Here is a 13,165-nt window from a genome sequence, read left to right as displayed (position 1 = left end):
TTATTTAATCTCTTATACCGAATATTCATCTTTCCAGTATTGGGTTTTCTCAGTCTCTGCAGCTTGATTTCCCATGTGCACGGCAATGGCAACGTCGCGGCCTGTATTTACATTAGACGCAGGTTTCTTTCCTTTTAAAATACATTCTGCAAAATCCTGCAAAGCATAGGTTGTTGGTTCTGCTTGTTGTTCAAATACTATTTGCTGGCCTTTTCCACCGGGTAGTACTTCCATTGTAGCACCAGTAACACCATCTACTGTACCCAGTGTTTTTTTGGTTGCCTCCGCATAAATGTATGCCTGATCTCTGAGAATTTCTATGGTTCCCTTTGATCCGAGTATCCGAATAGAATACCCTTTATATTCATTAGATAAAATGGAGGTTACACTTGCTTTTACACCGCCAGGATATTCATAAACAAGCCTGATATTGTCAAAAGTTTCTCTTCCATCTTTCCAGTAATCTATTCCACCAAAACCGGCAACTTTCAAGGGATGACTATCCTGCATCCAGTTCACAATATCAATTTCATGAGCACTAAGTTCAGAAAGTACGCCGCCACAATATTCTTTGTACATCCGCCAGTTAATTGCGCGCTCCATTTTAGGATCATTGACTGGTTTACGCCAATCGGAATTGCGATTATATTGACATTCATAATGACTCACCTTTCCAATCCATCCCTTTGAAAGGATTTCTTTAACTTTCAAATACATGGAATAATAGCGGTACTGATGGCCAACCTGAAAAACTAGATTTGAACGTTCAACTTTCTTAACCAGATCAAGCGCCTGTGGTATGGTATAGGCCATGGTCTTTTCCATGTAAATATGTTTACCTGCAGCCATGGCATCCACAGCCATTGGATAATGAAGGTACAGCGGTGTTGCAATGATCACAGCCTGAATATCCTTATCCTGAAGAAGCTTTTTATAGTCGGTGTAGGATCTAGCTCCTTTAGCCGCAAGCTTCATTCCACCCTGTAAATTTTCAGGTATGATATCACAGCAAGCTACAAGTTCTAATGACTGAATTTTACCTAACAAGTTTGCCAAACCTTGACCTCTACTCCCTGAACCAATTAGTCCGATACGAATCGGACCAGTCTGACCTAGATTTCCTATTGAAATACCCTCAAACCCAAATGCGGTTAAGCCAGTTATAGCAAGGGCTCCAGTAGCTATAAATTTTCTTCGTGACCCATCGGGTTTTTTCATTATATGCTAATCTAAAAATTGTTAACGTTTTAATAAGGCTTTGCTGAACATAGAATCCAGACTAACAGGAATACCACCCAATTTTTTACTTGCGTCTGCTGCTTCCATAAACGCGCATATCTCTAGGGTTTCTTGTGCACTAACAGGCACAACTCCTGTTTTAAAGAAATCAATTATTCTTAAAAGTAATGGATTATAGCCTGCATATTCGCCTATTTGAGCAGTGCCTTTTTCAGCAAACACAGTACCCCCGTATAAAGCAGAAGCTGGAGGACCTCCATAGGCAGATTTACCTGAACGAATTCCACGGAAAGTTCCTACTCTACCATCACTCCAAGTACCAGTAACCACATCAGTTTCAGGAGTACTCACTCTTACCACCTCTTTACAACCTGTTCCCATAACAGTGAACAAAGATTCTACACCATGAATACCATACCAGAAGAGATCAGGATGACTACTTTCTAGATGACATGGACTATATGTTTCGGCTCCCAGAACTTTTCCAAGCTTACCCGCAGCAAGTTCTTGCGCACCACTAGTATATCTTAAAGATGAAGAAGAGAAAACACCAACATTTGCCTTCTTTGCAGCTGTAAAAATTGCAGCAGCATCTGCCAGTGAAGCTGCAATAGGTTTATCAATAAACAAAGGCTTACCTGCTTTGATTACCTCTAGGGCTTGTTCCAGATGTAGCCGACCATCATTCGTTTCTAAAAGAATGAAATCAACCTTTTTTAAGAGATCAGCAATTGAGCCCGTTATTTCAACGCCAAGGGTTTTCATTTCTACAGTAAAACCCGCAATCCTGTCAAAGCTGCTCTGTATTGTCCTGCTACCATAAGGATAGGCAGCAAGCACTTTAAATCCTCCAAACTCAATACCAGCCGCCGGATTGTTTAGCGCTTTTGTAAAAGCAATACAATGAGAGGTATCCAGCCCTATAATCCCTACTCTTGTGCCTCCTGCAAACAATTGCCTCGAAGCGGGACCAAGGTTTTCAGCGAAACCATTGATACCTAAACCAATTCCTGCCGCAGTAAGGGCTGAAGTTCTAATAAAGGATCTGCGATTCTGTTCTGATCTCATTTTAATTAAATTATTGATGGATTAACAAATACTTTTCACTGATATGAGCCAAGTATTTCATCTATGAAATTAGAATAAACATCTCGGTTTTACAAATTGTGAACCTTCGATTTTATGTCCAGATTATTTCGATTATTTAACTCCAGGCTGAATTGGTGTCATTTTAGGCGCTAAAACCCGAAACATCAAAAACCAGGCAATCAGATATGCAGTTCCACAGAAGAGGAATAGAATATAATAACCGGTTTGAACATTACCCTGCGCTTTGTAATAATCTAGCAAAGCACCAGCCGATTTTGCAACTGTGATACTTCCAAAACCACCGAACATGCCGCCAATTCCAATAACAGCCCCAATAGACTTTTTTGGAAACATGTCTGAAACAGTGGTCAGAATATTAGCCGACCATGCCTGATGCGCAGACATCGCAACACCAATTACTATAACAGCATACCACATATTATAGGAGCCTGCCGCCTGTGAGAACATTACTAAAATGGGGATAAAAGCATAAATAAGCATGGCTGTTTTTCTGGCGCGAACCATGCTCCAGCCTTTTGTGTTCATAAGCCACATCGGAAGCCAGCCCCCCGCAACACTACCAACACCCGCCATCAGATAAACAACTGCAACAGGAAAACTGATCTCCATTCCAACAAGACCATATTCAGAAATCAAGAATGCAGGAAGCCAGAATAGGAAGAACCACCATACTCCGTCAGATAAAAATTTACCAACGGCAAAAGCCCAGGTTTGCTTATACGTCAATAATTTACTCCATGGGATATCTGCTTGAACCTCAGCACCTTCAATAACTTCAGAATCCTCATCACTATTAATATGCTGGAGTTCAGCAGCATTAACAAATTTATTTTTAGCAGGAGAAGTATAAAGTAGGAACCAAAAAATAAGCCATAAAAACCCAACGGCACCTGTTAGGATAAAAGCCATTTGCCAGCTGTAGGTTAAGGCGATCCATGGTACGATTAAAGGTGCTATCACCGCTCCAATATTGGTCCCGCTATTAAAAATACCTGTAGCAAAGGCTCTTTCCTTTTTTGGGAACCACTCTGCCACTGTTTTTATGGCTGCTGGAAAGTTCCCTGCTTCAGTCACTCCCAGAAATGCTCTTACCACACCAAAACCAAATGTAGAGGTTGCAAATGCATGCATAATAGAAGCTATGCTCCAAAGAATTAGCGATACTGCATAACCAAGTTTACTACCAATTTTATCAATGATACTACCTACGCCCAGCATACCCAAAGCATAGGCCAATTGGAACGAAGCCACGATATTTGAATAATCAGACTCCGACCAATTAAATTCCTTCTCTAGCATCGGTTTTAGCAAGCTGATCACTTGTCTGTCGAGGTAGTTGATGGTTGTGGCGAAAAAGACCAGTGAACATATCGTCCAGCGATAATTCGACATTGGCTGCAAACTAGTTAATATGGGCTTTTTCAAATCAGACCTGTTTTTAATTTTATTATGAATTAAAATATTTCAATGCGTTAAAGTAGCAAATATTCTCAACCATTTTACCAAGCCATTCGGTATCAGCAGGTAACTCGCCATTTTCTACATCATTTCCAATCAAATTACAGAGTATCCTTCTAAAATATTCATGTCGAGGATAGGAAAGAAAGCTTCTTGAATCAGTAATCATACCAATAAAGCGACCTAAGAGACCCATATTTGATAATGAATTAATCTGATCTATGATTCCATGTTTCTGATCAAGGAACCACCAGGCTGCACCAAACTGGATCTTCCCTGCTATGGTGCCATCATTAAAATTACCAGCCATAGCTGCAAGCATTTCATTGTCGGCCGGATTGAGGTTATACAATATGGTCTTAGTCAGCCTATTGGTTGAATCGAGTTTATTTAAAAATTTCGATAGCCCTGCTGCCTGCGAAAAATCGCCAATGGAATCAAATCCGGTATCCGGACCAAGTTGATCTAAAAGTCTGGTATTAGTATTTCTGAGCGCACCAACATGGTATTGCTGAACCCAGCCCTTTTCATGATCCCAAATGGCCAGATTAATGAGCATGCATGACTTAAATTTTAAAACTTCAGCGCTTGTTAAAATCTGCTGGTCAAGGATCTTAGTAAAAATGCCTTCAATTTCAGCATCTGTATATTCTTCACAATAAAGCCGTTCTAGGCCATGATCAGAAACAGTACAACCATGCTGAGCAAAAAAATCATGCCTGCCTTTTAAAGCATCCAGAAATTGATTGAAATTAGTTATCTGCTGTCCAGAAATTTCGGCCAGCTTTTTGATGTAGGAATTAAACTCCTGGACATTATCTGCATTCATTGCCTTATCAGGCCTGAATGATGGCAATACCTTTACTGAAAATCCATCTGCCTTGATCTTTTGATGAAAAAATAGATCATCTAACGGATCGTCGGTTGTTCCAATACTTTCAACATTCATCTTTTGAATCAAGCGGCGAACAGAATATTCAGGAGTTTGAAGTTTAGCCGTACACTCATCATAGATTTTTCTTGCAGTTGCTGGCGAAAGAATATCATAGACATCAAAATATCGTTGTAGTTCTAGATGTGTCCAGTGATATAAAGGGTTTCTTAAGGTATAAGGAACGGTTTCAGCCCATTTTTCAAATTTTTCATAATCACTGGCATCTCCTGTAATATATTTTTCAGGAATGCCATTGGCTCGCATAGCTCGCCATTTATAATGATCGCCATACAACCAGATTTGTGTCAGATTTTTGAAGTTTGAATCGTCTGCGATCTGGTTTGGAGGAAGATGGCAATGATAATCTATGATTGGTAATTTGGCAGCAAAATTATGATAAAGTGTTTTTGCTGTGTTGGTTTCAAGTAGAAAGTCCTGATCTAAAAAATTTTTCATCTGCTTTGTAAATCTGATCTGGCTAATTCATAAGTGCCAGATTCAGAAAAGCAATATCGTAAAATTTCTTTTGTGATATTAAATAATAAAAGAAGTCTTTTTTGTAGATCAAAGAGGCCCGATTAGCCAAAAGAAGCGAGTAGTTTTATCTCATTCCGATATAGAATGATTTTATTTTCATTTTCAAGCTGCTTCAAAAGTCTGGATATGACCACCCTTGCAGTAGCCATTTCATCGGCAATTAAATGATGAGAAGCCTTGATAACACTAGAGCCGCTCAATCGCTGCTTTTCTTTCAAATAAGCGATCAATCGTTCATCCAGCTTATGAAAAGCGATACTTTCAATTGATTTTAATAGTTCGATAAAGCGCTCATTGAAACTGCGCATAATATAATTTTTCCAGCTTGGGTAGGTACACAGCCAGTCATCTAGTTTAAGATGTGGAATAGCAATCAGTTCAACATTGTCTTCAGCTACAGCCCTAACCTCACTTTTTTTAGCCTCCAGGCAACAGCTATAGGCCATTGAACAGCTTTCATTGCTTGATAAATAATACAATAATATCTCGTTTTCTTTTTCGTCCAAACGAGAAACCTTCACAGTGCCTTGCAAAACGATCGGCATCATGCGTACATACTTACCATAATCCATGATCAGATCACCTTCTTTAAAGGTTTGAAAGATCCCGAATTGTTGAATCTCCTGTATTAACTGAGGCTCAAAAATGCTCTTAAGCTTATCTAGGTTAGCTATCATTAGAAATGAAAATTTAAAACAAAATTAGTTTGAAACAAATTTACTTTATTAATCACCGTTTTACTGTTACCATAGGTTTGGCCAGCATTGATCTTAGCCACCAGAAGAAGTTGTGCCTCCAAACCTTTTAACGCTTTAGCAAAGGTATATCTAAAATCTGTATTAATCTGAGTATAAGAAGGAAGCCCATATTTATTCATTGCATAATTCTTTACATCTGGTAGCTTATAATAGCCAGCTGCAAGGGATGTTTTAAAACCCGACTTTGGTAATTTATAATCCAGTTTAGCCATAATTGCATGCATATCGCCAAATCCTTCATTTCTCTCCCGCGGAAGAAAAGTAAAAAATGGATCTCTTCCCCATTCTCTTGGAACTAAATATCGCCCTTCTGCTGTAATGCGATTATAATTCAGGGAAGTCTCCCAGGTTTTATTTTTCAATGCAAGCTTTGCACCAAAGCTTAAAGAGCGGCCATCCTTTAAAAAATAGCTGGCAGACTGGTCCTGATTTCCCCCATAATTGACCGCATCTTGTTTTATTATTTGAGCTGCAAAAATAAAGTTGGTTTCATTTTTAATTGGAACAACAAGATCAGACTGTAGCATCGCAGTATTAAAAACATTTTCGGTGTACATATCCCAGACCTGAAGCTTTAAATGCTTAGTAAGATTAGTTTTTATCCCCATCAAAGCCACTCCATTACTTTTAATATTGTTTGGATATTTTGATGGAGTCCCATCTGGATTTAAACCTGCAGAATATATCCCAATGGTTTCTCCAATAGTATACCATTTAGTTGTACTTCGTGGTGAAATAGCATATAGCCAGCCACCTTCAATCTTAAGACCTTTAATTTCATTGATCTCGGCCCAAAGACCATCTGTTCCGGTTGGCCTCATTCTACCATCCTGAAGATTAACAAATGGAGTATTAAGTAATTGGCGACCAAATATGAGCGATGATTTATTAAAATGGTACTTTAGATAAAATTCTTCCAAACGATCAATATCACCTTTATTTAAAGGATCCTCCAGATCAAATAAACCAATCTCATAGCGGTTGAGTTGTCCGCTAATCGGATCTGGCTTTGTCAAGTCAGAAGAACCAATATTGAAAATATAAAAACCGCTTATAGCGAATTGAAAATTATGAAATTTTGCTGTTTCAAACCTTAGACCACCTCCGGCAGCATTTGCATAATAATCTGTTAATGAGCCTTCGTTGACAGTATTCATAAAAAAATACCTGAAATGCCCTTGTACCTTCCCTCCTTTAAAAGCACCAAGTATAGAACCAGTATCCACGGCATTTGCGCCCTTGCTTTTGTACATTTCAGGACGCTCATTAACATCCTGGTGCTGAGCTTTTAGCTCATCAAACTGAAATAAAATAAGGCATAGCAAAGCCAAGTAGAAAATAGATCTCATTTAAATTGGGTTTAATCGGGAAGCAGAATAATGGTGTTAAAGCTTAATGTAACTCCAGCCTTCCTGTTGTTTTTTTGCTATTTCCAGAACCCCCGAAATAACTGTACCGGCTCCATCAACTAACTCTTCTTTAGTGACATTTCTCTTTTTCATAGCAAATTCACATGCTACAAAACTTACTCCTTGATCAGCATACACTTTGATCTGATCTTGAATGACGCAGGTCTTTTTCAACAGCATATTTAAGCCTCCTCCGTGGCAAACCACTTCAAATTTTGTATCAGGGGCAACACTGTAGTAATTTTTCAACTGGCTCATTAATGTCTGATGAATCACAGTATCAGCCGAGGTGAGCTGAAAAACAATTTTCAGTCCCTGATACTTTGAGGCAGTGGCCACCTGGCCGTTTGCTGATTGAGCACTAAGGCTATTTGAAACAACAAACAGCATCATAACAAGAAGGATTTTTTTCATCTTTTTTAAATTAGCGAAATTGATAATTGACACCTGTAACCTGAGTAAGCAATTTTTGCGGAGCATCCAGTACTTTTGCAGAAAGTGGAGGCTCAGGAGTTACAGGTGAATTTAGCTTTAAATATTCTTTTAACACAGAATGTAATGTAAAAGGAGTATTACTTGCATCAAAAACCCCTCTCATTCTACAAAGCATATCCAGAGGATCACCATCCCGCTCACATGCACAAATACGATAGTTTTTACCATAATCTAATGGTTTCCCACCAATTGCAACCTCTTTAACCCGTTTTCCTGGATCAGCAAAGGCATTGAAACTAATAGTCATTCCTTTAAACTTAATTACCCAGCCACCAAAACGTTGAGAAGCATCTTTTGCAAATACATTATGCAATTCCTTTTCAAGCCAGTCGGCAATTTGTTTTCCTGATACCGAGCCGGTTCTTACTACACTATCTACAGGAAGCATATCAAAGATGTAGCCATTTGTAATTGGAATATTTCCAGTTGAGTCAACAGTTACATTTGGCGGACAAAATCTGAAACCATTCGATAGAACGATATCGGCTTCTTTGATCTTCCATTTTAAAGCATCCAGAATAAGCGTATCGATGGTGTTTTCAATCACAAAATAACGATATAGGGGAATAGTACTGTATCCGGCTATGGTATTGATATCATCCTCAAAGGGAACTTCATTTTCTGCTATCAAACGGCTAATACTTTTGTCTGCTTTATATTTTGTTGAGTCTATTTCAACCAATGAATAATCGTCCTGAACTACCTTACCATCTTTGATTCGGAGATCGAGTTTCCCAACGAAAGAACCAAAAGCACCAGGTTCAACTACTTTAGCGTATTTACATTGAATAGGCTTGCGAACACGTTCATGTGTATCACCACCTAAAATATAATCAACGCCTTCACATTCCGGTAGATTAGCGATGTGAATTTGCTGTGAAAGGCCTAAATGAGATAACATTAAGACATAGGCACATTGCTCCTGATTTCTTAATACATCTACATAATGAGCAAGATTTTCTTCCGGTTTTGTGTAAATGATGCCTTTACTATAGCTTGGTGATTGCCTGAGTGGGACCAAAGGGTCAGTATATCCGATAAAACCAATTTTAACACCTTTTACATTCCAGATATGATAAGGCTGAAATATCAATTCGCCCTTCTTACCATCACCCAGATCATGATACATGTTGGCACAAACTTTGGGCGCATTTAAGGAGCCCAGCAAAGTTTGCATTGCCTTTTTATAATAAATAACCTCCCAATTACCGGGCAGGTAGAGATCATAGCCAAGCTCATTCAAAACCGGAACCATTGCCTTGCCGGATGTCTTTACAGAAAGTTCACTTCCCTGAAACATATCGCCGGTATCGATGATAAAGGTATCAGGGTTTCTTTTCTTTTCCTTCTTCAGATAAGTTGCAAGGTGAGCATAGCCACCTGTTTTACGAAAGACTGACTGCTCATTTTCCCAAAAAAGTTCATCATGAGGATGTACCTGACAATGAACATCTGTAGTTTGTAAAATGGAAATGGTAAATTCTGATTCTATTAAAGTATCAATCGAATGATCTGAAATTTCTTCAGCTATTGAAATAATAGGATTTGCAGAAACCAATGCCGCTCCAGCACCAATTGCACCTACTTTTCTTAAAAATCCCCTCCTGTTATTCTCCATAGATTTAATTTAAGAAATTGACCCTATATTTTTTTTTGAGCAGCAGCGGCAGCTTCGCGTTTCTTTTGTTCCTCTGAAATAGGCTTATATGGCCCGTACTTGTGCTGTTTTTCAGTAAAATTGTCTGCATAAGGTCCAAAAGGATGATCAACCGGTTTTTTAGACTTATCTGGCCAGTCTTTTGGCACATTAATATGCGGACGGGCCTGAGAATTTACATAGGCAGCAATGTCCCAAGCTTCTTCATCGCTCAACTGAGGATTTTCATGCGTTACACCGATTGGCATATTGTATTTCACATATTTAGCAAAATTGCTAACACGATACAGCCCGGCTCCATCATTATAACTGTTATTTCCCCATAAAGGAGGAAAAGTATATTCAGACTTTTCGGGATTCAACAAACCTGAACCATTAGCCTGATGGCAGCTTACACATTTAAGCGTGTAAACCGCTTTACCTTTGTCGGGATCAGCAGCCCTGTCGAGATAAGCCAGATCCTTAAACCCGGATCCTGCGGCTTTTTCACCCTTCTTCACATTGGTTCCCAAAAAGTTGATATAAGCAACGATCGACTTCATTTCCTTTGAATTGGTATCTAGTGCAGAACCATTCAGGCTTCTTTCAAAGCAATCATTAACGCGCTTTTGAATATTTTCAATTCCACCACTTCTGGCTCTAAACTTAGGGTACATAGACGCTACAGAACCATAATTATTACCAAAAATTGCCGTTCCCGCTTGCAGGTGACAATTCTGGCAATTCATACCATTACTGATCTGCATGACAGAACCATTTGGACCCAGATATTTAGAGGTATGAGCGATTAGCTCCCTGCCATATTCAACAGTTTCTTTTTCTGCTGCATCGGAAATAGTATTTACATCAGGAGCAGTCCAATATTCAAGAACAAGCTTTTTTACTTCAGCAATAACGGTAGGCATATCATCCAAAACCACTTTCGGCTTTTTAGGCAGATTGCTAATATAATACCCTATCGGAATGGCGATCATAACAAAAATCAATAATACCATCACTAGGATCAGTTTATTGATAACTGAAAATAAATCGTTCAGTATATTTTTGTCATCCTGCTTCTCAGACATCGCTTGAAATTTTAATGAGGTAATTTATTCTTTAAAACACCGTACAGATAAGTCCCAACAAGAGCGAAAAAGAAAACAATTGCCATTGCCCAGTATCCATAACCCACATTTACTACCATTGGTCCGGGGCAAGCGCCACTTAAAGCCCAGCCAAGTCCGAATATACTACCTCCTAAAAGGTATCTACTTACTGATCTGTCTTTCGGACTAAACACGATTGGGTTACCCTGATAATCGCGTATTTTGAACTTCTTTATTAAAGCAACACCACTTACTCCCAATGTAACGGCTGTCCCAATAATTCCATACATGTGAAAGGCCTGAAAACGAAACATTTCCTGAATTCTAAACCATGAAACAGCTTCAGATTTGGTCATTACAATGCCAAAAACTATACCCAGTAAAAGGAATTTTATAAATTTCATCGATTAAAAAATTAAAGGCAAAATTAAAAATGTCATAATCAATCCACCAGCAAAAAAGCCTATTACGGCTATCAATGACGGTATTTGTAGATCAGACAAACCACTAATCGCATGCCCAGAGGTACAACCACCGGCATAACGGGAACCAAAACCAACCATAAGGCCTCCAAAGGCAAGGATCATAAACCCTTTTAAGGAGAGCATGGCCTCTAAGCCAAAAATTTCTGCTGGCTGTAACGATTCTGGCGCTCCGATACCAAGCCTGGATAGATCTTCAATTGTTGATTGTGCAATCTGTACCGGCGCATCTGTAGAAAGAAATTGTTTAGTTAAAAAGCCTCCTAAAATAGCTCCCATAAGAAAAACCAGATTCCACATTTGGCTTTTCCAGTTGAAGTCAAAAAATTTATTCGTTTTACCCAAACCTGCGGCTGAGCATATTGTTCTAAGATTGGACGAAAACCCGAATGACTGCCCAAAAAATAAAAGGAAGAACATTATCGCAGCGATCATCGCCCCCGAAAACCACCAGGACCAGGGCTGTGTTAGCAATTCAATCATATTTTAATTTAAGTGAAATGAAATAATCGGTTTAAAAAGATGGTTAATAAGCTTCTCGGTAGCACTTTGATGGAACAGGCTCCCCTTACCATGGGTGCCGATACAGATAATGTCCATATTATTGATTTGGTTATAATGAACAACACCATTCTCAACATCTTTATCATTGATTAAATGGCATTCATAATTAACTATGCCATTAAGCTCAGCAAAATGCTTCATGTCTGATTCAACCTTTCCTAATTCAGATTCAACCTTTCCAGAAGTTATCTGCAGAAAGTGAACTTTGGTATTGAATGCTTTAATCAGTTTATGCATCAATCCCATTCCCTCCTTTTTAGGATTACTGAAATTATGCACAAGCAGCACATTCTGGATCTGAAGGTCTGAACGGTCACACATTAATGATAATAGAGGAATTTTAGATCTGCGCGCAATTATCTGGGCCTCTGAGCCAGAAAGAATTTCCTTAATCCCACTTGCGCCCTTGGTTCCCATCACAATTAAATCAAAGCCATGAGAATTTGAGAAATCCAAAATAGCATCCGTTGTTTTCCCCAAAACCAGGTGAACGTTAATGTGATTCCCGTAAAGAACTTTCAGATTCTCCAATTTTCTTTCTGCAATTTCTTTCTGTTTAACCACGAAGTTCACATCAATTTCACCACAGGTTTGAATGTCACCTCTTGAATCCATTGAAACTGTATCCGGAACATTTAATACGTGCAGAAAGTGAATGTCAATGGAAGTTTTTTCTTCCAGTTTCTTCACCATTAGGTAGGCAAATTCGGCCTGAACAGAAAAATCAGTAGGGATAAGAATTTTTAGGCTTTCCATATTTATAAATTATCTGATTTAACTTAATTGCAATGAATATTTTGCCACTCACCCTTGTTCTCGACATTAGTGAGACCATGCTGAGCCAAAATACTTTTTGCAATATTAGCACGGTTTCCGCTTCTGCAAACCAATACGATTTGATCAAAATCACGCAGAGTATCTACATAATTTTCGATTCTATCCAGTGGATAATTCACGCTGCATTTGGCATGACCATCCATATCGTATTCATCTGGTGTTCTTACATCTACAATAATTGTTTTCATAACACTTTAAATTGCTTTTGAGAATTATAAGCTCAGAAACAAGCTTAATAGCATGCAGTATGAACTCATAAATTTAGTTATTTATACTTAGAATTTATTTTACAAATTGCTTTACATTATCTGAGGTTCCACCATTTACAACATTCGAAAATCCATTTCTGTCAAGAATTGATTTAGCCTGAGAACTTCTATTTCCACTACGGCAAAACACAATAATATGCTTCCTGTCTTTGAATTTTGCTAATTGACTGGATAGGCTATCCAATGGAATATTTACAGAACCTTTTACCTTAGACTGTGCATACTCCTGAGGCGTTCTTACATCAACCAAATAAGCACCTTCATCAATAAGTAATTTCAAATCTGGTTTGGCTTCGGTGCCAAATAATCTTTTAAAAAAGTTTATCAT

At 38.5% G+C, this 13,165-nt stretch carries 14 protein-coding genes; all 14 read right to left on the bottom strand.

Annotation, left to right across the window (positions count from 1 at the left end; genetic code table 11):
• Window positions 1-12 precede the first annotated feature (12 nt).
• Window positions 13-1,218: a Gfo/Idh/MocA family protein gene (locus tag ACIQZ6_RS04470; RefSeq protein WP_395808607.1), complete on the bottom strand. Its 1,206-nt coding sequence runs from the start codon at window positions 1,216-1,218 to the stop codon at window positions 13-15.
• Between the two features lie 21 nt (window positions 1,219-1,239).
• Entirely contained in the window at window positions 1,240-2,307 is a 1,068-nt protein-coding gene (locus ACIQZ6_RS04465; RefSeq protein WP_395808605.1) for a Gfo/Idh/MocA family protein, read from the bottom strand.
• Window positions 2,308-2,439: 132 nt separating this feature from the next.
• Window positions 2,440-3,774: an MFS transporter gene (locus tag ACIQZ6_RS04460; RefSeq protein WP_395808603.1), complete on the bottom strand. Its 1,335-nt coding sequence runs from the start codon at window positions 3,772-3,774 to the stop codon at window positions 2,440-2,442.
• 22 nt (window positions 3,775-3,796) lie between these two features.
• Window positions 3,797-5,197 (bottom strand): glucuronate isomerase, encoded by a 1,401-nt coding sequence (gene uxaC / locus ACIQZ6_RS04455; RefSeq protein ID WP_395808601.1) that lies wholly within the window; start codon window positions 5,195-5,197, stop codon window positions 3,797-3,799.
• Between the two features lie 122 nt (window positions 5,198-5,319).
• Window positions 5,320-5,955 carry a Crp/Fnr family transcriptional regulator gene (locus ACIQZ6_RS04450; protein ID WP_395808599.1) on the bottom strand — a complete coding sequence of 212 codons (636 nt, stop codon included), beginning with the start codon at window positions 5,953-5,955 and terminating at the stop codon, window positions 5,320-5,322.
• Window positions 5,955-7,385 carry an OprD family outer membrane porin gene (locus ACIQZ6_RS04445; protein ID WP_395808597.1) on the bottom strand — a complete coding sequence of 477 codons (1,431 nt, stop codon included), beginning with the start codon at window positions 7,383-7,385 and terminating at the stop codon, window positions 5,955-5,957. The genes ACIQZ6_RS04450 and ACIQZ6_RS04445 overlap by 1 nt, the downstream gene beginning before the upstream one ends.
• 36 nt (window positions 7,386-7,421) lie before the next feature.
• Window positions 7,422-7,859, bottom strand: a complete 438-nt coding sequence (locus tag ACIQZ6_RS04440; protein ID WP_395808595.1) for a DsrE family protein — start codon at window positions 7,857-7,859, stop codon at window positions 7,422-7,424.
• Between the two features lie 10 nt (window positions 7,860-7,869).
• Window positions 7,870-9,558, bottom strand: coding sequence for a bifunctional metallophosphatase/5'-nucleotidase (locus ACIQZ6_RS04435; protein ID WP_395808593.1), 1,689 nt, complete (start codon window positions 9,556-9,558; stop codon window positions 7,870-7,872).
• Between the two features lie 23 nt (window positions 9,559-9,581).
• A complete protein-coding gene (locus ACIQZ6_RS04430) occupies window positions 9,582-10,664 on the bottom strand; it encodes a c-type cytochrome (RefSeq protein WP_395808591.1) in 1,083 nt (360 codons plus the stop codon).
• Between the two features lie 11 nt (window positions 10,665-10,675).
• Window positions 10,676-11,089: a DUF6691 family protein gene (locus tag ACIQZ6_RS04425; protein ID WP_395808589.1), complete on the bottom strand. Its 414-nt coding sequence runs from the start codon at window positions 11,087-11,089 to the stop codon at window positions 10,676-10,678.
• A 3-nt stretch (window positions 11,090-11,092) separates the two neighbouring features.
• Window positions 11,093-11,650 carry a YeeE/YedE family protein gene (locus tag ACIQZ6_RS04420; RefSeq protein WP_395808587.1) on the bottom strand — a complete coding sequence of 186 codons (558 nt, stop codon included), beginning with the start codon at window positions 11,648-11,650 and terminating at the stop codon, window positions 11,093-11,095.
• Between the two features lie 3 nt (window positions 11,651-11,653).
• Window positions 11,654-12,487 carry a universal stress protein gene (locus ACIQZ6_RS04415; protein ID WP_395808585.1) on the bottom strand — a complete coding sequence of 278 codons (834 nt, stop codon included), beginning with the start codon at window positions 12,485-12,487 and terminating at the stop codon, window positions 11,654-11,656.
• 23 nt (window positions 12,488-12,510) lie between these two features.
• Complete coding sequence (locus ACIQZ6_RS04410; protein WP_395808583.1) at window positions 12,511-12,756, bottom strand: rhodanese-like domain-containing protein; 246 nt, start codon at window positions 12,754-12,756, stop codon at window positions 12,511-12,513.
• 94 nt (window positions 12,757-12,850) lie between these two features.
• Window positions 12,851-13,165, bottom strand: a complete 315-nt coding sequence (locus ACIQZ6_RS04405; RefSeq protein ID WP_395808581.1) for a rhodanese-like domain-containing protein — start codon at window positions 13,163-13,165, stop codon at window positions 12,851-12,853.

This window comes from Daejeonella sp. (assembly GCF_044348475.1).
Lineage (GTDB): Bacteria > Bacteroidota > Bacteroidia > Sphingobacteriales > Sphingobacteriaceae > Daejeonella.
The sequence above is the reverse complement of the archived record's forward strand: the minus strand, read 5'-3'. Positions and strand labels throughout refer to the sequence as shown.

Coding starts and splice junctions, on each gene's coding strand:
- ACIQZ6_RS04470 (WP_395808607.1), bottom strand. CDS start 1,218: ATGAAAAAACCCGATGGGTCACGAAGAAAATTTATAGCTACTGGAGCC.
- ACIQZ6_RS04465 (WP_395808605.1), bottom strand. CDS start 2,307: ATGAGATCAGAACAGAATCGCAGATCCTTTATTAGAACTTCAGCCCTT.
- uxaC (WP_395808601.1), bottom strand. CDS start 5,197: ATGAAAAATTTTTTAGATCAGGACTTTCTACTTGAAACCAACACAGCA.
- ACIQZ6_RS04450 (WP_395808599.1), bottom strand. CDS start 5,955: ATGATAGCTAACCTAGATAAGCTTAAGAGCATTTTTGAGCCTCAGTTA.
- ACIQZ6_RS04445 (WP_395808597.1), bottom strand. CDS start 7,385: ATGAGATCTATTTTCTACTTGGCTTTGCTATGCCTTATTTTATTTCAG.
- ACIQZ6_RS04440 (WP_395808595.1), bottom strand. CDS start 7,859: ATGAAAAAAATCCTTCTTGTTATGATGCTGTTTGTTGTTTCAAATAGC.
- ACIQZ6_RS04435 (WP_395808593.1), bottom strand. CDS start 9,558: ATGGAGAATAACAGGAGGGGATTTTTAAGAAAAGTAGGTGCAATTGGT.
- ACIQZ6_RS04430 (WP_395808591.1), bottom strand. CDS start 10,664: ATGTCTGAGAAGCAGGATGACAAAAATATACTGAACGATTTATTTTCA.
- ACIQZ6_RS04425 (WP_395808589.1), bottom strand. CDS start 11,089: ATGAAATTTATAAAATTCCTTTTACTGGGTATAGTTTTTGGCATTGTA.
- ACIQZ6_RS04420 (WP_395808587.1), bottom strand. CDS start 11,650: ATGATTGAATTGCTAACACAGCCCTGGTCCTGGTGGTTTTCGGGGGCG.
- ACIQZ6_RS04415 (WP_395808585.1), bottom strand. CDS start 12,487: ATGGAAAGCCTAAAAATTCTTATCCCTACTGATTTTTCTGTTCAGGCC.
- ACIQZ6_RS04410 (WP_395808583.1), bottom strand. CDS start 12,756: ATGAAAACAATTATTGTAGATGTAAGAACACCAGATGAATACGATATG.
- ACIQZ6_RS04405 (WP_395808581.1), bottom strand. CDS start 13,165: ATGATAAACTTTTTTAAAAGATTATTTGGCACCGAAGCCAAACCAGAT.